This window comes from Kitasatospora sp. GAS204B (assembly GCF_029892155.1).
Taxonomy (GTDB): Bacteria; Actinomycetota; Actinomycetes; order Streptomycetales; family Streptomycetaceae; genus Kitasatospora.
The window spans coordinates 76,885-100,987 of record NZ_JARZAG010000019.1 but is presented as its reverse complement, the minus strand read 5'-3'; the positions used below and the strand labels follow the sequence as shown (position 1 = coordinate 100,987).

17 protein-coding genes are annotated in these 24,103 nt (G+C 72.6%); 5 read left to right on the top strand and 12 right to left on the bottom strand.

Annotated features, from left to right (window positions below):
• Positions 1–21 precede the first annotated feature (21 nt).
• On the top strand, positions 22–1,305 hold the full coding sequence (locus P3T41_RS24515; RefSeq protein WP_280692302.1) for an SWIM zinc finger domain-containing protein: 1,284 nt from the start codon (positions 22–24) through the stop codon (positions 1,303–1,305).
• On the top strand, positions 1,302–2,882 hold the full coding sequence (locus P3T41_RS24510) for a DUF5691 domain-containing protein (protein ID WP_280692300.1): 1,581 nt from the start codon (positions 1,302–1,304) through the stop codon (positions 2,880–2,882). Before P3T41_RS24515 ends, P3T41_RS24510 begins: the two co-directional genes overlap by 4 nt.
• A gap of 19 nt (positions 2,883–2,901) precedes the next feature.
• Here the strand turns inward: P3T41_RS24510 and P3T41_RS24505 are convergent, their stop codons facing one another.
• The 8 genes from P3T41_RS24505 to P3T41_RS24470 form a co-directional block, all read right to left on the bottom strand.
• Positions 2,902–3,309 (bottom strand): cobalamin B12-binding domain-containing protein, encoded by a 408-nt coding sequence (locus P3T41_RS24505; protein WP_280692299.1) that lies wholly within the window; start codon positions 3,307–3,309, stop codon positions 2,902–2,904.
• Positions 3,310–3,375: 66 nt separating this feature from the next.
• Positions 3,376–5,988 carry a DNA helicase PcrA gene (gene pcrA / locus P3T41_RS24500; protein WP_280692297.1) on the bottom strand — a complete coding sequence of 871 codons (2,613 nt, stop codon included), beginning with the start codon at positions 5,986–5,988 and terminating at the stop codon, positions 3,376–3,378.
• Between the two features lie 67 nt (positions 5,989–6,055).
• On the bottom strand, positions 6,056–7,603 hold the full coding sequence (locus tag P3T41_RS24495; RefSeq protein ID WP_280692295.1) for a glycosyltransferase family 39 protein: 1,548 nt from the start codon (positions 7,601–7,603) through the stop codon (positions 6,056–6,058).
• 63 nt (positions 7,604–7,666) lie between these two features.
• Positions 7,667–8,938 carry a glycosyltransferase family 39 protein gene (locus P3T41_RS24490; protein WP_280692294.1) on the bottom strand — a complete coding sequence of 424 codons (1,272 nt, stop codon included), beginning with the start codon at positions 8,936–8,938 and terminating at the stop codon, positions 7,667–7,669.
• A 155-nt stretch (positions 8,939–9,093) separates the two neighbouring features.
• On the bottom strand, positions 9,094–10,362 hold the full coding sequence (locus P3T41_RS24485; protein ID WP_280692292.1) for a glycosyltransferase family 87 protein: 1,269 nt from the start codon (positions 10,360–10,362) through the stop codon (positions 9,094–9,096).
• Between the two features lie 33 nt (positions 10,363–10,395).
• Entirely contained in the window at positions 10,396–11,601 is a 1,206-nt protein-coding gene (locus tag P3T41_RS24480) for an acyltransferase (protein WP_280692465.1), read from the bottom strand.
• Between the two features lie 216 nt (positions 11,602–11,817).
• Positions 11,818–12,528, bottom strand: coding sequence for a response regulator transcription factor (locus tag P3T41_RS24475; RefSeq protein WP_280692290.1), 711 nt, complete (start codon positions 12,526–12,528; stop codon positions 11,818–11,820).
• Positions 12,521–13,987, bottom strand: coding sequence for an ATP-binding protein (locus P3T41_RS24470; protein ID WP_280692288.1), 1,467 nt, complete (start codon positions 13,985–13,987; stop codon positions 12,521–12,523). The genes P3T41_RS24475 and P3T41_RS24470 overlap by 8 nt, the downstream gene beginning before the upstream one ends.
• Before the next feature lie 202 nt (positions 13,988–14,189).
• Here P3T41_RS24470 and P3T41_RS24465 point away from each other — a divergent pair, with 202 nt between their 5' ends.
• From P3T41_RS24465 to P3T41_RS24455, 3 genes are all read left to right on the top strand, one after another.
• Positions 14,190–14,945, top strand: coding sequence for an SGNH/GDSL hydrolase family protein (locus P3T41_RS24465; protein ID WP_280692286.1), 756 nt, complete (start codon positions 14,190–14,192; stop codon positions 14,943–14,945).
• A 119-nt stretch (positions 14,946–15,064) separates the two neighbouring features.
• Positions 15,065–16,639, top strand: coding sequence for a PspC domain-containing protein (locus tag P3T41_RS24460; protein WP_280692284.1), 1,575 nt, complete (start codon positions 15,065–15,067; stop codon positions 16,637–16,639).
• Positions 16,636–16,842 (top strand): hypothetical protein, encoded by a 207-nt coding sequence (locus tag P3T41_RS24455; RefSeq protein ID WP_280692282.1) that lies wholly within the window; start codon positions 16,636–16,638, stop codon positions 16,840–16,842. Before P3T41_RS24460 ends, P3T41_RS24455 begins: the two co-directional genes overlap by 4 nt.
• A gap of 36 nt (positions 16,843–16,878) precedes the next feature.
• Here the strand turns inward: P3T41_RS24455 and P3T41_RS24450 are convergent, their stop codons facing one another.
• From P3T41_RS24450 to P3T41_RS24435, 4 genes are all read right to left on the bottom strand, one after another.
• Complete coding sequence (locus tag P3T41_RS24450; RefSeq protein WP_280692280.1) at positions 16,879–17,967, bottom strand: Rieske 2Fe-2S domain-containing protein; 1,089 nt, start codon at positions 17,965–17,967, stop codon at positions 16,879–16,881.
• Positions 17,968–18,157: 190 nt separating this feature from the next.
• Positions 18,158–19,753 (bottom strand): glutamine-hydrolyzing GMP synthase, encoded by a 1,596-nt coding sequence (gene guaA / locus P3T41_RS24445; RefSeq protein WP_280692278.1) that lies wholly within the window; start codon positions 19,751–19,753, stop codon positions 18,158–18,160.
• Between the two features lie 912 nt (positions 19,754–20,665).
• Positions 20,666–22,465 carry a GMC family oxidoreductase gene (locus P3T41_RS24440; protein WP_348533694.1) on the bottom strand — a complete coding sequence of 600 codons (1,800 nt, stop codon included), beginning with the start codon at positions 22,463–22,465 and terminating at the stop codon, positions 20,666–20,668.
• 14 nt (positions 22,466–22,479) lie between these two features.
• Complete coding sequence (locus P3T41_RS24435) at positions 22,480–24,099, bottom strand: succinic semialdehyde dehydrogenase (RefSeq protein WP_280692275.1); 1,620 nt, start codon at positions 24,097–24,099, stop codon at positions 22,480–22,482.
• Positions 24,100–24,103: the final 4 nt, after the last annotated feature.

Genomic DNA, 24,103 nt, shown 5'->3' with positions numbered 1-24,103 from the left:
CCCCCGCTCTACGTTCGATCCATGGAGGAACGCTGGAGCACCGAGCACATCCTGTCCCTCGCACCTGACGCCGCCTCACGGGCCGCCGCCGGCCCGTTCTCCGCGCCCGCCGCGTGGTCGGCGGTCGGGAGCGCGGACGGGACGGTGTGGGGGCTGTGCGCCGGCAGCGGGGGTGCGCCGTACCGGACGGTGGTCGAGCTCACCGGGCCCGCGTACCAGTGCAGTTGCCCCAGCCGGAAGTCTCCGTGCAAGCACGCGCTGGGGTTGCTGCTGCTGTGGAGCAGGCAGCCGCAGGCGGTGCCGGACGGGGGCACGTCAGCCGACTGGGCAGCCAACGGGGCGGCGGGGCGGCAGCGGGCGGCGCGGGGGCCGGCGGATCCGGTGGCCGCGCGCCGGCGGGCCGAGCGGCGGGCGGCGCGGGTCGCGGACGGGGCCCGGGAGCTGCGGCTGCGGCTGGCCGACCGGGTGCGCCAGGGGCTGGCCGGCGCGGCCGGCGACTGGGATGAGGTGGCGGCCCGGATGGTGGACGCCCAGGCCCCCGGACTCGCCGCCCGGGTACGGGAGTTGGCCACGCTGCCGAGCGAGGAGCAGCTGGCCGGGTACGCGCTGCTCGACCTGCTCGCCGCCGCCTACCAGCGGGTCGACGAGCTGCCCGGAGCGCTGGCCGCCACGGTCCGGTCCAGGGTCGGCTTCAGCATCGACAGCGCCGAGCTGCTGGCCGGCCCCACGGTGCGCGACCGCTGGCTCGCGCTCGGCTGCCGGGAGCGCGTCGAGGGCCCACTGACCAGCCGCCGGCTCTGGCTCCGCGGCGCCCGCAGCGGCCGCCAGGCGGTGCTGCTCGACTACGACCGCCCCGGGCAGCCGGCCGAACTCGCGCTGCCCGTCGGCCACTCGATGGAGGCAGAGCTGGCCTTCCACCCCGGTGTCCGCCCGCTGCGCGCCGTCCTCGGCCCCCGGCAGGACACTCCCGTCCCGACCCCCGGCCCGCCCCGCGGGCGGACCGTCGCCGAGGCGGTGGCCGACTACGGCGAGGCGGTTGCCGAGGACCCGTGGACGGACGCCTGGCCGGTGCCACTGGCCGAGGTGGTCCCGGTCCGAGGACCCGACGGCTGGCTGCTGACGGACGATCAGGGCGCGCTACCAGTAGGCGAGGTGGACAGCACCGCGCTCTGGCGGCTGGTGGCCGTCGCCGAAGGGCGTCCGCTGACGGTCTTCGGCGAGTGCGGACATCGCGGGTTCACCCCCGTGACGGTCTGGGACCGGACCGGCCGGGCGATCGACCTGAGTCTGCGAGGTGCGGCATGAACAGCGGCCTGAACAGCGGCATGACCGGCGACTACTGGGCCGACCTGCAGAGCACCGCGCTGCTCGGCACCGACCGGCGCGCACTGCCCCAAGCGGACGGCTCGGCCGCGGCGGTGGCCGCTGCCGCCACCGTCGACCGCAGCGATCCGGCCACCGCGCTGCTCGAGCTGGCCGCGCTGGCGGTGGTGCGGCGCCGCGCCGGGCTGCTGCCACCGCCCGCCGCGCGCCCCGAACAGCCGCCGCCCGCCGACCCGCGCCCCGAGCTGCCCGAGCCCGCCGCCCGCCGGCTGACCGCGCTGCTAGCCGGACGAGCTGGCGGCGGCGCCCTGGCCAACCTCACCGAGTTGCTCCCGCAGTGGCTGGCCACCGCCCGCGAGCGCGGCTACCGCCCGCCCGCCGCCCAGGTGCCGGCCCTGCTGGAGGCCGCCCGGGCCCGCAGCGAGCTGCGCGGTGACGTGGTCGTGCTGGTCGGCCCGCTCGGCCGCCGGCTGGCCGAGCAGAACCCGGACTGGCGCTATCTGATGCGCACCACGGGCGTGGACGGGCCGGCCGGCGCGGACCGCGTCTGGCAGGAGGGGCTGTTCGCCGAACGGGTCACCCAGCTGACCAGGCTGCGCCGCCGGGATCCGGCCGCCGGGCTCGCGCTGCTCGCCGGGACCTGGCCGGCCGAGCGGGCCGAGGACCGGCTGCTCTTCCTGGACGCCTTGCAGGAGGGACTGGGCCCGGCCGACGAGCCGTTCCTGGAGGCCGCGCTCGGCGACCGCAGCAAGAACGTCCGGGCCACCGCCGCCGAGTTGCTCTCCACGCTGCCCGGCTCCGCACTCGGCCACCGGATGGCGGAGCGCGCGCTGGCCGCCGTACGCCTCACTCCGGACGGCACGCTGCTGGTCGAGCCGCCCACCAGCTGCGACGCGAGCCTGCAACGGGACGGGATACCCCCCAAGTCGCCCACCGGGCGCGGCGAGCAGGCCTGGTGGCTGGGCGAGATCCTGGCCGCCACCCCGCTCACCGCCTGGACCACGGCCTTCGGCCGCTCCCCCGCCCAACTGCTCGCGCTGCCGGTGGTCGACGCCGCCTCCGGCGGCGATCAGTGGCGCGACGAGCTGCGCGAGGCCTGGGCCCGGGCCGCCGTCCGCCAGGGCGATGCCGACTGGGCCCGGGTGCTGCTCGGCCCGGCACCGCGCAGGGCCAGGTCGGCCGGGATCGCCGGGTCGCCGGCCAAGCTGCTCGCGGTGCTGCCGCCGGCCGAGCGGGCCGCCTGGACGGCCGCCTTCCTGCGGGTCAACGGCCCCGGCGAGGCCTTCCAACTGCTCGGCGCCTGCGCCACCCCGTGGACCCCGCCGCTCAGCACCGCCGTGGTGGCCGCGCTGGAGCGGGCGGCGGCGGCCGGCTCGTACCCGTGGAACCACAGCGGCGTCCTGGGCCTGACGGAACGCTCGCTGGCGCCCGCCACCGCACCGGCGGTGGCGGCGCTGGCGGCCGACGCGGCGCCGGACACCGCGTGGGCCGAGACCTTCGGCCGGCTGGCCGGCACCCTGCGCTTCCGCGCGGAGATGCTGGCCGAGCTCGAACCGTAGGCCGCGAGCCGAGCCCGGCTCAGCCCGCCGCGCGCAGGTTGGCCTCGACCCAGGCCACCACGTCCCGGGTGGGCGTGCCGGGGGTGAAGATGTCGGCCACGCCCATCGCCTTGAGCTCGGCGATGTCCTCGGCCGGGACGATGCCGCCGCAGAACACCTTGATGTCCGCCGCGTCCCGCTCCTTGAGCAGCTCGATCACCCGGGCGCAGAGCGTCATGTGGGCGCCGGAGAGGATCGACAGGCCGATGCCGTCCGCGTCCTCCTGGATCGCGGTGTCGACCACCTGCTCGGGCGTCTGGTGCAGGCCCGTGTAGATCACCTCCATGCCGGCGTCGCGCAGCGCACGCGCGATCACCTTGGCGCCGCGGTCGTGGCCGTCGAGCCCCGGCTTGGCGACCACCACCCGGATCGGGCCTGACACACCCATCACTGCCTCCACGTTAACCAGCACTAACTGCCTGAGGGGAGGTTAGCGCGACAGCCGTTCGAGCGGCTACAACTTCTCGACCGGTGCGTAGCGCAGCAGCAGCTGCTTGCGCCCCGCCGAGCCGAAGTCGACGGTCGCCTTCGCCCGGTCACCCACGCCCTCGACCGCGGCCACCGTGCCCAGACCGAAGCTGTCGTGGCTGACCCGGTCGCCGACCGCCAGCGCGACCACCTCGCGCTCGGTGACCTTGCGCGCCGACTTGCCCCAGCCCGCCTTCGGCGAGGCGGCACCCGCGCCGGAGCCAGCGCCGGACCCCGAGCCGGCACCCGACCCGCGCGAGCCGCTCATCGACAGCCCGCGCGAGGGCGGCACGGCGGCCGCCCCGGTGCGCTTCCACTCGACCAGCTCGGCCGGGATCTCCTCCAGGAACCGTGAGGCCGGGTTGTAGGCCGGCTGCCCCCAGGCACTGCGCAGCACGCTGCGGGTCAGGTAGAGCCGCTGCCGGGCCCGGGTCAGCCCGACGTAGGCCAGCCGGCGCTCCTCCTCCAGCTCCTTGACCTGGCTGAGCGCCCGCATGTGCGGGAAGATCCCGTCCTCCATGCCGGTCAGGAAGACCACCGGGAACTCCAGGCCCTTGGCGGTGTGCAGGGTCATCATCGTGATGACGCCCTGGCCGTCCTCGTCGTCCGGGATCTGGTCGCTGTCCGCGACCAGCGCGACCCGCTCCAGGAAGTCGGCCAGCGAGCCGACCGGCGGCGCGCCGTCCTCGCCCGCGTCCGGCCGCTCACCCGGATCCTGTTCGTACTCCAGGGCCACCGAGGCGAGCTCCTGGAGGTTCTCCACCCGGGTCTCGTCCTGCGGGTCGGTGGAGGACTGCAGCTCGGCCAGGTACCCGGTCTCCTCCAGGACGGCCTCCAGCACGGCGGCCGGACCGGCCCCCGACTCGACCACCTGGCGCAGACCGGCCAGCAGCTCGTTGAACTTGCGCACCGCGTTGGCCGAGCGCGCGGCCATCCCGTACGCCTCGTCCACCCGCAGCAGCGCCTGCGCGAAGGAGATCCGCTCGCGCGCGGCGAGCGCCTCGATCATCGCCTCGGCGCGGTCGCCGATGCCGCGCTTGGGCACGTTGAGGATCCGGCGCAGCGGCACGGTGTCCTCGGGGTTGGAGAGCACCCGCAGGTACGCGAGGATGTCGCGGACCTCCCTGCGCTCGTAGAAGCGCACCCCGCCGACCACCTTGTACGGCAGGCCGACCCGGATGAACACCTCTTCGAAGACCCGGGACTGCGCGTTGGTCCGGTAGAAGATCGCCACGTCACCGGGCCGGGCGTCGCCGGCGTCGGTGAGCCGGTCGATCTCCTCGGCGATGAACTGCGCCTCGCCGTGCTCGTCGTCGGCGACGTAGCCGACCACCTTCTCGCCGTGCTCGCCGGCCGTCCAGAGCTTCTTCGCACGGCGGTTGGCGTTGCGCTCGATCACCGAGTTGGCGGCGCTCAGGATGGTCTGGGTGGAGCGGTAGTTCTGCTCCAGCAGGATCGTGACGGCGTCCGGGTAGTCCTCCTCGAACTGGAGGATGTTGCGGATGGTGGCGCCGCGGAAGGCGTAGATCGACTGGTCCGCGTCACCCACCACGCAGAGCTCGGCGGGCGGCAGGTCCACCAGCCCGGCGGCAGCGGGGTTGACCAGGTCGCCGTCCACGGTGCGCTTGGGCGCCGAACCGGCCGCGCCGCCGGTCAGCTCGCGCACCAGCATGTACTGGGCGTGGTTGGTGTCCTGGTACTCGTCGACCAGGATGTGCCGGAACCGCCGCCGGTAGTGCTCGGCCGCGTCCGGGAAGGCCTGCAGCAGGTTGACCGTGGTCATGATGATGTCGTCGAAGTCCAGCGCGTTGGCCTCGCGCAGCCGGGCCTGGTAGAGCGCGTAGGCCTCGGCGAGCTTGCGCTCCATCGGGTTGGCGGCCTGCGCCGCGTAGGTCTCCTCGTCGATCAGCTCGTTCTTGAGGTTGGAGACCTTGGCGGTGAAGGACTTCGGCGGGAACTGCTTGGGGTCCAGGTCCAGATCGCGGCAGACCAGGGCCATCAGGCGCTGCGAGTCCGCCGAGTCGTAGATCGAGAAGCTGGAGGTGAAACCGAGCCGCTTGCTCTCCCGGCGCAGGATCCGCACGCACGCGCTGTGGAAGGTGGAGACCCACATCGCCCGGGCCCGGGGGCCGACCAGCTGCTCGACGCGCTCGCGCATCTCGCCGGCCGCCTTGTTGGTGAAGGTGATCGCCAGGATCTCGCCGGGCTGCACACCGCGGGCGCCCAGCAGGTAGGCGATCCGGTGGGTCAGCACCCGGGTCTTGCCGGACCCGGCACCGGCCACGATCAGCAGCGGCGACCCGGCGTGCAGCACGGCCTCGCGCTGCGGGTCGTTCATGCCTTCGAGCAGCTGGGCCGGGTCGACCACGGTGCGGTGCGCGCCGTTGCGGTAGTAGGCGTCGCGCTCGGCCTGCGCGGCGTAGTCGGTCCGGAAGAGATCGGTGGGGATCTCCTCCTCTTCGGGGTAGCCGCCCTCGTGGCCGTGGTAGCCCTCCGGCGGAGGCTCCTCGGCGAAGTCGACGGGCAGCGCGGCGGCGGCGGGCTTCGCCTCGAAGGGCTCGAAGCCGGGCAACGGGAGGTCGTCAAAGAGGCTACTCATGGCCCTCCGAGTCTATGGCCCGGCACCGACAGAACTGACGGGCCCGGAAAGATCCGCCGTACAGGCCCTAGGGGGCGTCGGGCTTGCGCTCCAGCAGCGAGACGGCCAGCCCGTGGGCCGCCGTGTCGATCCGCACCGCGGTGAACTCGGCTTTCAGCACCGCCGCCTGGGCCTTCGGGATCTCCTGGTAGGGATCCTTGACCCCGCCGTAGGTGAGCACCCAGATCCGCTGGAAACCCCGGGCGCAGACGGCCGGCTGCGCGCAGTCCACCGGATAGAGATCGTGCGCCCGGGCGGGCGTCTCGGCCTGGAAGACGTCCGTCGGCCGGACGCTCCTCGGCAGGTAGACGTCCATCGCGAAGTCCAGCATCATGAACCGCTTGTCGCCGCGGACCGGAACGATCCCGTCGCCGGGCCGGTACCCGCTGGCCACGATCTGGGCGGCACCCTTCTCGTCGGCCCACTCCTTGACGTTGGCCGTCCTGAGGGCGTACTGGTCCTGGATGCCCAGCAGCGCGGTGCCGACCAGCCCGAGCACGATCAGCGGCCGCGGGCGCAGCGCGGTCAGTCCGCCGGCCGCGAGCACGGCCCAGGCCGGCACGGTGAACAGCAGGTAGCGGTCGAGGAAGTAGGAGACGCTGCCCTGCGAGACGAACCAGACCAGCAGGATCGGCAGCGAGGCGATCAGCCCGATCTCCACCGCGCGCCGGCGGCCGCGCGGCCACGCGGCCGGCAGCACGCAGAGCGCGAGCACGCAGCCGCTCACCAGCTGCGAGCTGAACAGGTTGTGCCAGAGATCGACGAAGTTCTGCAGGTCGGGCATCGACAGCCAGGAGATCTGGCGCTTCACCTGCCGCCGACCGAGCAGCACCAGCGGGATCACCGGCAGCACGGCCAGCACGACGGCCGCCGCGAAGCCGAGTGGCAGCCGGGACCTGCCACGCTCGCGCCACCGCAGCAGGACGACCACGGCGTGCGGTACCAGCACGGCCAGCGAGACCACGTGGAACAGCCCGGCCAGCGCGATGCTCACCGAGTACGGCAGCCAGCGCCGCACCGTCGGCCGCTCCAGCGCCCGCAGCAGCAGCCAGTTCGCGGCGGCCACCGCGAGCACCACGAAGGCGTACGAGCGCGCCTCCTGCGCGTACTTCGACACGCTGGGCAGGACCGCGAACAGCAGGCCCGCCGCCAGGCCGGCCCGCGTCCCGAACACCTTGCGCCCGGTCAGCACCACGAAGACCGAGGCGGCGGTCATCGCGAGCGCCGAGGGAAGCCGGAAGGCCATCGGCGATTCCCCGAACGCGGCTGCCCAGAAGTGCATCAGCAGGTAGTAGAACCCGGAGACCGCGTCCACGTGCCGAAGCATGGCCAGCAGCTCACCGGTGCTGCGGGTGGCCGCGCTCCAGGTCGCCAGCTCGTCGCGCCACATCTGCGGGCGGGAACTGCCGCGCAGGCCGAAGGCGAGGGTGAGCAGCGCCGGCCAGAGCCAGCTGGTGCGGGCGAGCAGCCGTCTCCACCGTTCGTCACGTCGCCACGACCGCCGGCCGGAGGTCGCCACGCCGTCAGCTTCTGCCGTCATCGAGTCGGCGGTGCCGACATCAGCACTGGTGCTCACTGCTCAGTCCCCTACCGCGTTGCTCATGACGCGCTCCATCGGGCACGCCATGCTACCGAATGATCACGGAGAGTTGGTGTAGACGAAGGCGAGGTACCCCCCGAAGAGCCCCGAGGTGACCGCGGCGAAGGCCATGACGGTCGCCACCGCCCCCCTGGTCCGCACCCGGGCGAGCGCGCCGGCCAGCGGGAAGAGCAGCGCGAACGCCGGGATCAGGAAGCGGGCCCGCGAGTTGAAGTAGGACGCGTCACCGAGCGCCAGCAGCAGCACGAGCGCGCTGAGCGCCACCAGCACGATCGGCTGCCGCTGCAGGATCGAGAGGGCGAAGAGCATGACCGAGGCCATCAGGGTGATCGCCACCACCACGTCGGACATCCAGAGCGTGTTGCTGGTCGCCAGCATGTCCCGGACCGACTGCAGGGTCGAGCTGCCGTAGTCGAACTGCGACTGCCACGCCTCCTGCACCTTGAAGTAGCCGGTCAGGCTGTGCTTCTGCAGACCGACCCAGAGGATGAACGAGACGAAGCCCAGCGGCGCGATCAGCCCACCGACGACCGGGCGCCACCAGGCGACCCGCGCTTCCCGCGGCATGGTGCCGTGCCGGGTCCGCCACCACTGCGACACCAGCGCGACCAGCGCACCGAGGCAGACCGCGCCGGCGACCGCGACGGCGGTCGGCCGGGTGAGGCCCGCCAGCGTGCTGAGCAGACCGGCCAGGATCCACCGCCGCCTGACCGCCGCGTACATCGCCCAGGTGGTGAAGGCGGTGAACAGCAACTCCGAGTAGGCCAGGCTCTCGACCAGGGAGTAGGGCGTGACCCCCCAGAGGACCGCCGCGATGGTGCCGACCCGGCGCCCGTACAGGTGGTCGCCGACCGCGAAGATCCCCCAGGCCGCGACCAGCGAGGCGAACCAGGCCACCAGCAGCGCGGCCTGACTGACCGACAGGGGCAGCAGCAGGTGGCACGCCCTGATCACCATCGGGTAGATCGGGAAGAACGCGTAGGCCTGGTAGGGGCCGTGCGGTCCGGGCACCGGCTTCGACCCGGCGTAGCCGTGCTTCGCGATGTCGGCGTACCAGTAGGCGTCCCACATGGTGCTGAGCCGGTGCAGGCCCGACTCGCCGTGCTTGTGGTGCCAGAGCAGCACGATGATGACGCCGATCGCGCGGACCGCCGCGTAGCCCAGCAGCGCCGGTCCTGCGTAACGGCCCGAAGTCAGCAGCCGGGCCCGGTAGTCGCCGAGCCCACGCCTCAGGCCCGCAGCGCCGAGACGGCTCGCCCGGCGGACCCCCGTACCCTCGTCGGCATCCGGACCCGCAAGCTGGGTGCTCACTGGCGCACTCCCGATGGTCGTGGTGAAAGGCCGTCGGGCGCGGATCGACCGAGACGTCCGACCCCGCGTGGGCCACATCAGTGTTCGGCGTGTCGACCGTGGTCGATCACCGTGCCGGACAGCCACCTTGGCCCGTCCGCACCGCGCCGCCCGGGTCAGCGCCTCGGTACGGTCGACCGCCACAGTCTGACGCAGGACAGCACCATGGCCAGCAGCAGCAGCACGTTGCGCAGCACCAGTACGAGGGTGAAACCGGCCGAGCCCTGGACCACGTTGTCGAAGAAGAGCGGGTATTCGACCGAGGTCAGCGCGGTGGCGCCGACCAGCAGCACCACCACCGCGCGCTGGGTCGTCTCCCGGAAGGTCAGGCAGACCGCGCCGAGGCCAATCACCCAAACGAAGTACTGCGGGCTGATGACCCGGCTGGTGGTGGTGAAGACCAGCACCGCGGCCAGCGCGGCGTCCGCGGTCGTGGCCGCGTTCCAGACCCGGGCGCGCAGGCGCCACAGCAGCAGCCAGCAGAACGCCAGCACGCTCAACACCAGCAGCCCGTCGGAGATCTCGGTGACGTACGGGCCGAGGAACTCCATCGAACCGAAGTGGTACTGGATGGTCCCCGAGTAGCCGAAGAACCGGGCCACCAGCAGCACGGTCCCACCGAGGGACTCGAACTCCACGCCCCGACTGCCCTGCGCGTTCAGGAAGTCGAAGGGCCCGTGGAAGAAGCCGACCGCGATCGCGGCGAGGGCCAGCGCCGAGGCGGCGAAGCCCAGGCAGATCGACCACAGGCCGCGCCCGCGCGGAGCGCCGAACACCGCGAAGGCCGGCCAGACCTTGACCATCGCGCCCACCGCGGCCAGCGCCCCGCCCAGCCGGGGCCGACGTCGCACCGCGAGCAGCGCGAACACGGCGAAGGCGGTCACCAACATGTCGTAGCGGGCGTAGGGGATGTAGAGCAGCAACGGCAGGCCGAGCACCCAGACCCAGGCCCCGGCCAGGCTGCGCTCACGGCTGCGGCCGACCAGCACCAGGCTCGCCATGACCGTGAGGTCCGCGAGGAACATCACGATGACGAAGCCCTGGACGAAGTTCACCCCCGGGATGAGGCGGGGGGCCAGCATCACGAAGGCGGCGCCCGGCGGGTACTGCCAGGTCGGATCACCGATCGGGTAACTGCCCTGGGCCAGTTGGTGACTCCACTTCTCGTAGAGCATGTGCAGCTCGCCGGTCGCGTTGATCTTCAGCGAGAAGAGCAGTGTGATCATCAGCAACCGGGTGCAGGCCCAGTAGCCCAGCGGGGCCAGCAGCCTGACCGGCCAGGTGTCGGGCGCCCACAGCGATGGGCCGGTGGATCCACGGCGCGGTCCCGGTGCTCGCGCCGCGTCATCGGGGTGCGCGCCGATGTCGGTGGACGTGTCCGACATGCTCTCCTCTTCCTCGCGGACTCCGCGCTGGGACTACTGGGAACCGCCGTGGCGCTGGTCCGCGCCCGGTTCGCCGGCGGTGGCGGCCGCCGTCGCCCAGAGCCGGTCACGCTCCGCGGCGTCGATCCGGCGGGCCCGCTCCAGGGCTGCGGTCAGCCGCCGCTTGAGCACCTTGGAGAGCGGCCGCTCCACCAGCCGGTGCACCAGCCAGGACGCCACCAGCATCGCCCCGACCAGGGAGAACACCAGGACGTACGGGTTCAGGTGCCGGTGCAGTTTGGAGATCAGATACCAACCGATCTCCTCGTGCAGCAGGTAGAGCGGATAGGTGAGCGCGCCCGCGGTGACGATCCACCTGCCGCGGATCCAGTCCAGCCGGCCCAGCGCCGCGGCGATCATCACCAGGAAGCAGGCCGTGACGATGAGCAGGCCCACGCTGAAGCTGAGCGGGTGCCCCGCGTCGTTCCGGTAGCCGGACATGATCTGCAGCATCCGGTGCTGGGCGAGCAGCCAGTTGAAGCCGACGATGCTCCAGAGCAGCAGATCGGAACCGAAGCGGTGGATCAGGTACATCGCGATGCCCGCGATGAAGAGCGGCGCGTACTCGGGGTCGAAGACCAGGTCGAGGACGGCCCAGCCGGAGGCGGCCGTCGCGACCGCGCCGAGGGTCCAGACCGCGCAGAACATCACGACCCTGCGGTAGGTCAGCGCACCCAGCGCCACCAGCACGGCGAACATGATGTAGAACCGCAGCTCGATCCAGAGCGTCCAGTAGACCGGGTCGATGTCCATCGCCCCGCCCACGCCGTTCTGCATCATCGTCAGGTTGGTCAGCACGTCCGAGTAGTGGAACTTGTCGATGTTCCACATCCAGGTCGGACGTGCGGTGAGGACGATCGCCGAGGTGATCAGCAGGCAGACCCAGTACGCGGGGAAGAGGCGCACCACCCGGGAGACGAAGAACTCGCCGACCGTCCGGCCCCAGGCCGACATGCAGATCACGAAACCGCTGATCAGGAAGAACAGTTCGACTCCCGACCACCCGTAGGCGGCCCAGGAGCTGAGCTCGGGCACCAACTTGGTGGAGTTGCCACCCCACATCTGCGGGTGCTGCTGGTAGCCGGCGTAGTGCCAGAACACGACCGCCAGCGCGGCTAACAGACGCAGCCCGTCCAGCACGTAGAGACGCGGCCTGCCTCCCCGTTTCCCATGGGTGCGACCGTCGCTCGGTGCGGACAGGCCGGTCGGCTCAACACCGGTCTGGTGCGGAGACTCTGGCATCAGGCGCATGCGATTTACCCTCACATGTGGGGAAGGGGTACGCCGTGAAAGACCGCGACGCCCCATTTGTGCACCTGGCACCATACCCCAGGCCGATGCCCGCTCCCGCCCGCCCGGAGGCCTCCGGGCCGCTGCCCGGAGCGGCCTCCCGGACCGCCGCCGCAGGTCAGCCGGTCAGACCAGCCGGCGCGCGGTGGCCCACCGAGTCAACTCGTGACGGTTACTCAGCTGGAGCTTGCGCAACACCGCCGAGACGTGGCTCTCCACCGTCTTCACCGAGATGAACAACTGCTTGGCGATCTCCTTGTACGCGTAACCGCGCGCGATCAGCCGCAGCACCTCGCGCTCACGCTGGGTGAGGCGGTCCAGGTCCTCGTCCACCGGCGGGGTGTCGGTGGCGGCGAAGGCGTCCAGCACGAAGCCGGCCAGCCGCGGCGAGAAGACCGCGTCGCCGTCGGCGATCCGGAAGATCGCGTTGACCAGGTCGGTGCCGGTGATCGTCTTGGTCACGTAGCCGCGGGCACCGCCGCGGATCACGCCAATCACGTCCTCGGCGGCGTCCGAGACGGAGAGCGCGATAAACTTCACCCCGCCCGGCTCGCCCATCACCCCGGCCGAGCGGCGCAGCACCTCCACGCCACCGCCGCCGGGCAGATGGACATCGAGCAGCACCACGTCGGGGCGGGTCTCGGCGACCACCCGGACCGCCGACTCGACGTCGTCGGCCTCGCCCACCACGTCGATCCCGGTGGTCTCGGTGCGGCCGATCTCGGCGCGCACGCCGGTGCGGAACATCCGGTGGTCGTCGACCAGCACCACCCGGGCCACCCGCCCCGGGCCGCCCTCGCCGGCCGAACCCGGCACTCCTGAAACAGCGTCAGTCATCTGCGGCTCTCTCCATCTCCAGCTCGACCTCGGTGCCGCCGTCCGGCGCGGGGCGCACCCGTGCGGTGCCGCCGTTGCGCTTCATCCGGCCGATGATCGACTCACGGACGCCCATCCGGTCCTCCGGCACGGTGTCGGGGTCGAAGCCGGGGCCGTGGTCGCGCACGAACACCGACACCGTCCTCCCCTCCACCTCGGCGTAGACCTGCACCGGTCCTCCGCCACCGTACTTGGCGGCATTGACCATCGCTTCACGCGCGGCCTGCATCTGGGCCGTGAGCCGCTCGTCCATCGGGCAGTCGCCGACGCAGACCAGTTCGACGGGGACGCCGTGCCGGTCCTCGACCTCGGCGACCACCGCGCGCAGCCGCTCGGCGAGGGTGTCGGGCGCGGCCTCGGCGGCGGCCTCGGGGCGGTAGAGCCAGAGTCGCAGTTCGCGCTCCTGGGCCCGGGCCAGCCGCTGCACCTCCTTGGGGTCCTCGGACCTGCGCTGGATCAGGGTGAGCGTGTGCAGCACCGAGTCGTGGATGTGCGCGGCGATCTCGGCCCGCTCCTGGGCCCGGATCCGGGCGGTCCGCTCGGCGCCCAGGTCCTGCCACATCCGCAGCGCGTAGGGACCGGTCAGCACCAGCACCCCGGCCAGCACCGCGAGCGAGGCCTCGATCACCGAGGCGAGGGTGGAGCCGGTGCCCTGCAGGATCAGGAAGGTGATGATGCCGACGGTGACCAGCAGCACGCCGGCGCCGACCCGGGCGAAGGCGATCCGCCGCTTGCCGCCGCCCTCCAGCCCGAACCAGCGCTGCCAGCGGGAGTCGTCGGCCTGCCGCCAGACCAGCGCGACGCCGACCCCGATCGCCAGCAGCGGCCAGGCGTACGGCTGGGCGGACTGGATGCCGAGCACGTTGAGCAGCGCCATCACGCCGATCACCAGCATCAGCAGCGCGGCCAGCTGTCCGAGGTTCTGCCGGCTGGCCGCACCACCGGGCCCGGCGGCCGGCGCCTGCCCGGCGACCAGCGGCTCGCCCTGGAAGGTGCCCTGGAGCAGGTCGCGCAGCCGCGCCAGCCGCCCGCGCTCCCCCTTGAGCAGCGGCTCGGGAGCCGCGCCGGCGGCATCGGCCGGGACGAACTCCCCGTTCGTCCAGACGTAGCGCGGACCCAGGCCCTGCGGGGCCGGCTCGCCGATGCCGATCGGCACCACGAACCAGAACGCCGCGTAGAGCAGCACCCCGATGCCGTTGGCGAAGAAGAGCAGCACGAAGGCGGCCCGCACCCAGGTGACCGGCAGTCCCAGGTGCACCGCGAGCCCGTGCGCGACGCCACCCAGCATCCGCGAGTGCGGGCTGCGGTAGAGCTTGCGGTACGACGGTCCGGCCGGGCCCGGGGTCGGCTCGGCACCCCCGGACGGTGGGCCGGCGGGGGCGGTCGTGCTCGGATCGGGTTCGGTACCGGGGGCTGCCACGCCACCGATGGTCACACGCGGGCGAGCCTCGGCGCATCAGGGTCCGTCCCCTAGGTGTGCGGACAGGTGTGCGCAGAGGTGTGCGCAGAGCGTCGGCTGCCGTCCGGATGGAGAGCGTGGCGTGTCGAGGCCGCGCTGGTTGATCTTATGAACTTCCTATCTCACCGTGACTGACAGAACGTCACCAATCGGGAGGTAGCTCATGAAACGGATCATCTCCACGCTGCTGGCCGCGGCACTCTGCGCGGGTGCCACGCTGGTCGCCGGCGCCTCGCCGGCCGGCGCGGCACCGGTGGCGGCCCGGACCGACCCGCCGGCACTGCGGGTGATGCCGCTCGGTGACTCGATCACCGTGGGCGTGGGCAGCACCGACAGCAACGGTTACCGGCTGCCGCTGTGGAACCTGATCACCCAGCAGTCCGACTTCACCGCGAGTTTCGTCGGCTCGCAGCGCGACGGCAACTTCGAGCAGCCGTGGCACGAGGGCCACAGCGGCTGGATGATCGACGACCTCCGGGCCAATGCGGACGACTGGCTGGCCGACTCCGAACCGGACGTGATCCTGCTGCACATCGGCATCAACGACCTGGACCGCGGCGACGACAAGCCGCACGCGGCCGACCGGCTCGCGGCACTGATCGACCAGATCTTCGACGACCGCCCCGGGGCCACCGTCGCGGTGATGGGGCTGATCCCGACCACCGGCGGCCTGCAGGACCTGGTCAAGCAGTTCAACCAGCAGGCGCAGGACCTGGTGCCGGGCGAGCTGCAGCTCGGCCGGCACCTGAACTACGTCGACCCGCCGGCCCTCACCGCGGCCGAGTTCTACGACCGGCTGCACCCCGACGACCTCGGCTACGCCAGGATGGCCAACAGCTTCTTCGGCGCGCTGGACAACGACGTCAAGGCCGGCTGGCTCTCCACCGACTCCCCCAAGGCCACCGCCAAGGCCCACTGAAGCCGCCCGGGCCGCGGCGGCGCCACCGTCCTCCCTGACCTCGGTCTCAGGGAGAGATCAGGGTCCGTCCAGGGCCCATCCTGCTCCCACCGGGCGCCGCCAGCCCGCAGGATGGAGCCATGACGCAGGAGCAGAGCGCGGCCGAGGACGAGCCGACCGCCGAGGAGCAGCCCGAGGGCGGTCGGCCGCCGCTCACCCGGGACGAGAACCGCCGGGTGGTGGCCGGAGTCTGCGGCGGACTCGGCCGGCACCTGGACATCGACCCGGTGGTCTTCCGGGTGGTGACCGCGGTGCTCTGCCTGACCGGCGGCCTCGGGCTGTTCCTGTACGGGCTGGCCTGGCTGATCGTGCCGATGGAGCACCCGGACGGCAAGCACGGGCGCACCGAGCTGCAGCGGGTGCTCACCGGCCGGGTGGACGGCCAGTCGATCGGCGCGGTGCTGCTCACCGTGATCGGCACCGGGGTGTTCTTCTCCTGGATGGGCAGCGGCGATTCGGTCTTCCCGCTGCTGCTGCTCGGCGCGATGATCTTCTTCGCGGTGCGCTACGACCCCGAGCGACGCCGTCGGGCCCACGGGTTCGGGCGGCCGCCGCGCCCCGGTGGCCCGTACGACCGGCCGACCGGGACGGGCAGCCGCTTCGGTCTCGGCGGCCGCACCGACGGCGGCACCGCCTCGCCGCTGAGCGACTGGAAGACCTGGCGGCGCGACTTCCACGAGGAGTGGGCCAATCGCAAGGCCGAGCTGCACGAGGAGTGGGCCGAGCAGAAGGAGCAGTGGCGCGAGGAGTGGGCGAACCGCGCCGAGGAGCTGCGCGAGCGGGTCGACCTGACCAAGGAGCGCGGCACCACGGCATCCGACGCCCTGTCAGCGGACGCCCCCTCGGACGCCGCGCCGCCGAACCGCAGCGGTTATCTGTGGGACCCGCGGCACCCCGAGCGCAACCCGTACGGCTCGGGCCCGCACCCCGGCGCGCCGGCCCAGCCCTGGTGGCAGCGCACCGACCTGCCCGCCGGCGACCCGCTGCGCAAGACCGCCGCCACCGCGCCGCCACCACCGCTGCGGCCGGCCCGCCGGGAGCGCCGCCCGCGCTCGGCGCTCGCCCCGTTCGGCCTGCTGCTCTCGGTGGGCGTGGCCTGGCTGGTCTGGGCGCTCAACGGCCACCTGGCGACCACCGTGCTGCTCTCCACCACGCTGGCCACCGGACTGCTCGGGCTCGGGCTGACCATCCTGGTGGGCGCCAGGTACGGCCGGGCCCGGGTACTGACCATCCCGGCCCTGCTGCTCACCCTGCTGCTGGCGGCCGTGGGCAGCAGCGTCGGCACCGTGGGCACCGGGATCGGCAACCGCACGTGGGCCCCGGCCACCGCGGCCGAGCTGCACCACAGCTACCGGCTCGGGGCCGGCGACGTCCGGCTCGACCTGTCCTCGGTCGACCCGGCCGGCGGTACGGTGGCCACCACGGCGCGGCTCGGCGCCGGCAACGCGACCCTGACCCTGCCCACCGGCGTGGACGTGAACCTGACCGCGCGGACCGCGGTCGGCAACATCCAACTCCCCGACCGGAGGCTGAACGGCAACGTGGGCGCGCACACCACGGTGCACCTCGGCCCGGTGGGGGGCGGCGCGAGCAAGGGAACCATCAACGTGACCGTGCAGGTCGGACTCGGCGACATTCAGGTGGTGCAGGGATGAAGCGGCATCGGTTCGACCTCTTCTCGTTCATGGCCGGCGGCCTCTTCACGGTGATCGCCGTGCTCTACCTGGTGGCCTCGCTGAACGGCTTCTCGGTGAGCGGACGGATCGTCATGCCGATCACCTTCATCGTGCTCGGCGCGGCCGGCCTGGCCGGCGCGGTGGCGGCGATGTCCCGACGCGGCCGAGGGCCGGACGCGTGAGCGGCGCCGCTCAGGCGCCCGGCAGCTGACGATCCGTCAGGACTGCAGCGGCCCCAGGCCCAGCCGGTCGCCGTCCTTGGTGACGGTGTACTTCGGCAGCGGCTTGGTCGCGGGCCCGTTCAGCACCGCGCCGGTCGCGGCGTCGAACACCGAGCCGTGGCAGGGGCAGCTGAGCTTCCCGTTCTTCGGCGGATTGACGCCGCAGCCGGCGTGCGTGCAGATCGAGGAGAAGCCGCAGTACTGGCCCGCCTTGGGCTGCACGATGTAGACCGCGTCGCCGCTGCCGGGGTCGGTGACGGTGGCCGAGCCGCCGACGGGGACGTCCGCGACGGCGACCGAGGGCGCCGACCCGCCGCCGGCCACCGGCTTGGGCGTGCTGGGCGCGGCAGTGCCGGCAGTGCTGGCAGTGGCAGCGGTGGTGGCCTTCGGCTTGCGGCGCACGAAGGTCGCGGTCAGCGAGCCGACCAGCAGCCCCGCACCGCCGAGCGCGACCGCCGCGATCGAGCCGTCCAGCACGATCCGGCGGCGCACCGCGTCCTCGTCCAGACCGCGCCGGCGGTCGCGCTCGGCCCGGCCCGTCAGGTACCCGTCGACCGACAGGTACGGCGTCCCGGTCAGCAGCACGGCGGTCCAGGCCATCAGGTAGGGCAGGTCGTTGCCCAGGTAGTAGGGCGTGATGTTGAAACTGACGGTGAGGAAGAGGGTCAGGCTCAGCAGCGCACCGCCGAGCGCGGCCAGGCGGCCCCAGAGGCCGAACAGGGTGCCGAGCCCGACCGCCAGTTCGCCGAAGGCGATCAGCAGGCCGAAGAAGGTGGGCTCGTGCAGCGCCGGGGCCAGCGCCCAGCCGACCGGACTGTGCGGCTTGGCGGCCAGGGTCTGCGCGTAGAAGGACTGCGGGTCACCGGCGCCGGCCAGGTAGTGGCTGTCGGCCAGCTTGTCGAGGCCCGCGTAGCTGTAGGTGACGCCGAGGAAGAGGCGCAGCGGCAGCAGCGCGTAGCGGCCGGCGAGGGCTCGGCGCTGGGCGGCGCGAGCGGCTCGGCCCACCCCGCCCGGGGGCACCGGCCCGGTGGCCACCGGCTGCGCGCCGGAGCCGGCGGGCTCGACCGAGTCTCTGGTGCCCTCCATCATCGCGTCACCCTCCATCACTTCCAGACGTTTTCGATCGGCATTCTGCCCGTTTTTGACGGTATCCCGACCGCCGGGCGTCAGATCCGACCGCACCCGCGACCTGGCCGGATCTGACGCGAACGGCCGCACCGCCAACCACGGATACGCGGATGGCGGTGCGGCCGTTCAACGGGAGAGCCGGAAAGACTCACTCCCACTCGATGGTGCCCGGCGGCTTGCTGGTCACGTCCAGCACCACGCGGTTGACGTCGCGCACCTCGTTGGTGATCCGGGTGGAGATCTTGGCCAGCACCTCGTAGGGCAGCCGCGACCAGTCGGCGGTCATGGCGTCCTCGGAGGAGACCGGGCGCAGCACGATCGGGTGGCCGTAGGTGCGGCCGTCGCCCTGCACGCCCACGCTGCGCACGTCGGCCAGCAGCACCACCGGGCACTGCCAGATCTCGCGGTCCAGGCCCGCCAGGGTCAGCTCCTCGCGGGCGATCGCGTCGGCCTCGCGCAGCAGGTCCAGGCGCTCCTTGGTGACCTCGCCGACGATCCGGATGCCCAGGCCCGGGCCGGGGAACGGCTGGCGCTGGACGATCTCCTCGGGCAGGCCGAGCTCCTGGCCGACCATCCGGACCTCGTCCTTGAACAGCTTGCGCAGCGGCTCGACCAGCGAGAACTGCAGGTCCTCGGGCAGGCCGCCGACGTTGTGGTGCGACTTGATGTTCGCGGTGCCGGTGCCGCCACCGGACTCCACCACGTCCGGGTAGAGGGTGCCCTGGACCAGGAAGTCGACCGACTCGCCGTGCTCGCCGGCCTCGGCCACGATCTCGGCCTGCGCCTGCTCGAAGACCCGGATGAACTCCCGGCCGATGATCTTGCGCTTCTCCTCCGGGTCACTGACACCCTTGAGGGCCGTCAGGAACCGCTCCTCGGCGTCGACCACCTTGAGCTTGACGCCGGTGGCGGCCACGAAGTCCTTCTCGACCTGCTCGGTCTCGCCCTGGCGCATCAGGCCGTGGTCGACGTAGACGCAGGTCAGCTGGTCGCCGATGGCCTTGGCCACCAGGGCGGCCGCGACCGCGGAGTCCACACCGCCGGAGAGGCCGCAGATCGCGCGCTTGTCGCCGACCTGCTCCTTGATCAGCGCGATCTGCTCGTCCACCACGTTGTGGGTGGTCCAGGACGGGGCGATGCCCGCGCCGCGGTAGAGGAAGTGCTCCAGGATCTGCTGGCCGTGGGTGGAGTGCAGCACCTCGGGGTGGTACTGGACGCCGTAGAGCTTGGCCGCGTCGTTCTCGAAGGCGGCGACCGGGACCACGTCGGTGGACGCCGTCACGGTGAAGCCCTCGGGCGCGGCGGAGCAGGCGTCGCCGTGCGACATCCACACCGACTGCTCGGCCGGAGTGCCCTCGAAGAGCGTCGAGCCGGTCTTGCTGACGTGCAGCGGGGTGCGGCCGTACTCGCGCGCGCCGTTGTCGTCGACGGTGCCGCCGAGCGTGATCGCCATCAGCTGGAAGCCGTAGCACATGCCGAAGACCGGCACCCCGGCCTCGAAGATCGCACGGTCGAGCCGCGGCGCGCCCTCCTCGTAGACCGAGGACGGACCGCCGGAGAGGATGATCGCCTTCGGGTCCTTGGCGAGCATCTCGGCGACCGGCATGGTGCTCGGCACGATCTCGCTGTAGACCCGCGCCTCACGCACCCGACGGGCGATGAGCTGGGCGTACTGGGCGCCGAAGTCGACCACCAGGACGGTGTCGACCGGCGATGCGGACTGGTCGGGGGTAGCAGAGGACACAGACGGCCTTCCGGCAGCGATGTGGGGGTGTCACCCCCGAGTCTACCGGCCGCCCCGTTCACCCCTTTGCCGACCTTTGTCGATTGCCCGTGTCCGACCCCGGCGCGCGCTCGTTCTCCCGGCGACCGTACGACCGCGCCGCACCCGCCAGGTGCGCCGCACCGGCGCCTGGGCCCGCGCCTGTACGGCCGGCAGGACCACGCGTGGAGTTCTTCACAGTCCGCCCGCTCGCGTGGCGCCGCACCGCCGGAGGCATCGGTCGGTGGCGGCGCCGTGGGACCGCGCGCGGGTGCGGTGAACCGGCAGCAGGGGACAGCGGCCGGCTCACGACTGCGCCAGGAGGCGCGGCGGCGGGTTTCGGGGACGCCCGGACCGCCGTCGCGCCGCCCGGTCGCCGACGCTTCGACTACTGAGCGTCACCGATATGTGCCAGGCCACCATGCCCTGGACGGGTCCGGGCAGGCTGCTGACAGGCCGTCAGGAGCGCCGCCGGCGAGACCACCGGCGAAAATGGAATGTGCCGAAGTCGGCCGAATCGGTTGCAGAGCATGGCCCGCGTCCAGCACGATGCTGGGAGGGGGTTTCCGGCGGCCGACGTGGGCCGGCGGGTCACCTGTCGCGCTGCACCTGCCCATCGGCGGTCACAGTGCGTATCTCATCACGCTCCGTGAGAGCGGTGTGCCGCCCGGCCCGACCCAGGCCGGGGCGCGCACCAAGGAGCGCACGCGCCGGCTCGCGCCCGGCGCGAACTCGAAGCCAACCGAATAGACGGCGCTCATCCCCCGGCGCCGTCGACCCAGCACCGGCGCTGCCCTGACGCCGCGTGCTGAGCGACAAAGGGCCCCGTTCCCCCGCGGGGCCCTTTGCCTTGTCCGGCGGCAACCCTTGTCCGGCGGCAGCGCGCCGTCCCGGTCAGTCCTGCTTCCTGGGCACCTTCGGCACCGCCAGCAGCGGCAGCCGCAGCTCACCGAAGGCCCCGCCCGGCACCGCGGGGCGCAGCGGCGCTACCGCCGGGACCCGGCGGTAGCCCTGGTCCTGGGCCGGCCGCGGGTCGGTCTCGCCCTTGTTGGGCCACATCGACATCGCCCGCTCGGCCTGCGCGGTGATCGTCAGCGACGGGTTGACACCGAGGTTGGCGGAGATGGTCGAGCCGTCCACCACGCTGATCCCCGGGTACCCGTAGAGCCGCTGGTACGGGTCGACCACGCCGCGCTCGGGGCTGTCCGCGATCGGGCAGCCGCCGATGAAGTGCGCCGTCATCGGGATGTCGAAGACCTCGCCGACCGTGCTGCCGGCGAAGCCGTTGATCGAGGCGGCGAGCGCCTGGGCGCCCCGCTCGGCGGCCGGGATCCAGCTCGGGTTCGGCTCACCGTGGCCCTGCCGGGAGGTCAACTTCCCCTTCCCCAGGCCCTTCTGCTTCAGCGAGACGGTGATCGAATTGTCCAGCGACTGCATCACCAGACCGATGATGGTCCGCTCCGACCACCGGTAGTTGCTCAGCGAGCGGGCGAACACCGTCGGGTGCTTGAGCGCGGTGGCCCCGGCCCGCAGCCAGCGCGGGCCGCGCCCGCCGCCGGGCACCTGCATGATCGACAGGAAGCCCATCGCGTTCGAACCCTTGCCGTAGCGCACCGGCTCGATGTGGGTGTTCTCGTCGGGGTGGATCGAGGAGGTGATCGCCACCCCCTTGGTGAAGTCCACCGGACCGCCGTAGCGCCGGGGCGTGGTCTGCGCGCCGACCAGCGCCTCGGAGTTGGTCCGGGTCAGCTCGCCGAGGGTGGCCGAGATGCCGGGCAGCCGGCCCTGGTCGCGCATCCGGTGCAGCAGCGTCTGGGTGCCGTAGGTGCCGGCCGCCACCACCACCCTGGCGGCCGTCAGGGTCCGGGCGCCGGACCGCTCGGCCGACGCGCCCCGGGCGTTGGTGCGCCGCACGTCGACGGCAAAGCCATGCTCCCCGTCGGCCGGCTCGCCGTCGGCCCGGTCCAGCGGGCGGATCCGGGCCACCGTGGTGAGCGGGTGGATCTCGGCGCCGTTGGCCTCGGCCAGGTACAGGTAGTTCTCGGTGAGGGTGTTCTTGGCCCCGTGCCGGCAGCCGGTCATGCACTCGCCGCACTCCACGCAGGCCTTGCGGCGCGGCCCGACACCGCCGAAGTACGGGTCCTCGACCTCCGCGCCGGGCACCGTCTTGGAGGATCCGTCGGCGTCCCGGCCGTCGCCGAAGAAGACCCCGACCGGCGCCAGGTGGAAGGTGTCGCCGACGCCCAACTGCTCGGCGGCCGCCTGCAGGTGGACGTCGGAGGGGGTGGTGGTGGGGTTGGTCCGCACCCCGAGCATCCGCTGTGCCTGGTCGTAGAAGGGGGCCAACTCCTCCTCCCAGTCGGTGATGTGCTGCCACTGCCGGTCCTCGAAGAAGGCCTTCGGCGGCACGTAGAGGGTGTTGGCGTAGTTGAGCGAGCCGCCGCCCACGCCGGCCCCGCCGAGCACCAGGACGTTGGCCAGCAGGTGGATCCGCTGGATCCCGTAGAGGCCGAGCGCCGGCGCCCACAGGTAGTTCTTCACGTCCCAGGAGTTCTCCGGCAGTTCGTCCCGTGCGAAGCGCCGCCCGGCCTCCAGCACGGCGACCCGGTAGCCCTTCTCGGTCAGCCGCAGCGCGCTGACCGAGCCGCCGAAGCCCGAGCCCACCACGATCACGTCATAGTCGAAGTCCGCCACACCGTTCTCCTCGGTCACTTGAGCCCCAGCGCCTTCAACGCCCGCAGGCCGGTGGTCATCAGGGCCGCGAACTTCTCGTCGGTCAGGCCCAGCGAGGGCGCGATCGGCAGCAGCCGCTGGGTGGCGACGGTCTGCGCCTCGGTGAAGCGCAGGATGCCCTCGGCGCCGTGGCGCCGGCCGAGTCCGGAGTCGCCCATGCCACCCATCGGCGAGCCCACCGAGCCGTAGGCGGCCGCGTAGGCCTCGTTGACGTTGACGGTGCCGGTCCGCAGCCGGGTCGCGATCGCCCGGCCGCGCCGCCGATCCTTGGTCCAGACACTCGAATTCAGGCCGTACGGCGTGGCGTTGGCCTGCTCGACGGCTTCCTCGTCGGTGTCGAAACGGTAGATCGAGACCACCGGGCCGAAGGTCTCCTGGCCGCAGACCGTCATCTCGGGGGTGACACCGTCCAGGATGGTGGGCTCGTAGAAGAGCGGGCCGAGCTCGGGGCGGGCCTGGCCGCCGGTCAGCACGGTGGCGCCGGCCTTGACGGCCTCCTCGACGTGCCGGGTGACCGTCTCCAGCTGTCGCGTCGAGACCAGCGAGCCCATGTCGGCGCCGTAGGCCAGGCCGCCGCCCAACCGCATCGCCCGGGTCCGCGCGACGAACCGCTCCAGGAAGGCGTCGGCCACCGAGCGGTGCACGAAGAGCCGCTCGATCGAGATGCACAGCTGCCCGGCCGAGGAGAAGCAGGCCCGCACCGCGCCCTCGGCCGCCTTGTCCAGGTCGGCATCGGCCAGCACCAGCAGCGCGTTCTTGCCACCGAGTTCGAGCGAGGCACCGACCAGTCGGGCGGCGGCCCGCTGGGCCACGTCCCGGCCGGTGGGGGTGGAGCCGGTGAACGAGACGTAGTCCGCGTGCTCGACCACGGCCGGGCCGATCACCGGGCCGTCGCCGATCACGATCTGCCACAGGTCGGCCGGCAGCCCGGCCTCGATCAGCAGCTCGCGGGCCCAGAGCGCGGTGAGCGCGGTCTGCGTGTCGGGCTTGTTGACCACCGCGTTGCCCGCCACGAAGGCCGGCAGCGCATCGCTGACCGACAGCTCCAGTGGGTAGTTCCACGGCGAGATCTGGCCGATCACGCCCTTGGGGCGACGCCCCTCCACGGTGTGGGTGAGCACCGGCAGCGCCCCGCCGCGGCGGCGGTCCTTCAGGTAGCCGACCGCGGCGCGACCGTAGTGGCGGGCGGCCAGCGCGGCGCCCAGCACTTCTTCGAACGCGTGCAGCCGGGACTTGCCGGTCTCCGCCTGGATCAGGTCGAGCACCTCGTCCTGCCGCTTCAGCAGCAGGTCGTGGAAGCGCAGCAGCACCGCCGCCCGGCGCCGCACCGGCTGGGCGGCCCACGCCTGCTGGGCGCGCCGGGCCAGCTCGTAGGCCACCGTGACGTCCTGCGGGGTCGACTGCGGCAGCTCGGCCAGCGGCTCACCGGTGAGCGGCGCGAGGGTCCGCGTGAGGTCGGCGTCACCGGCAGCGGTGACACCGCGGGCCAGCCGGGCGACCAGGGACTGCGGGACCGCCGAGGCGACCGTACGGCCGGCGCCCGGGGCCGCCGGATTGCGGCCGCCGCCGCGGTTTTCTGCCGTGATGTCCGTCATGGGC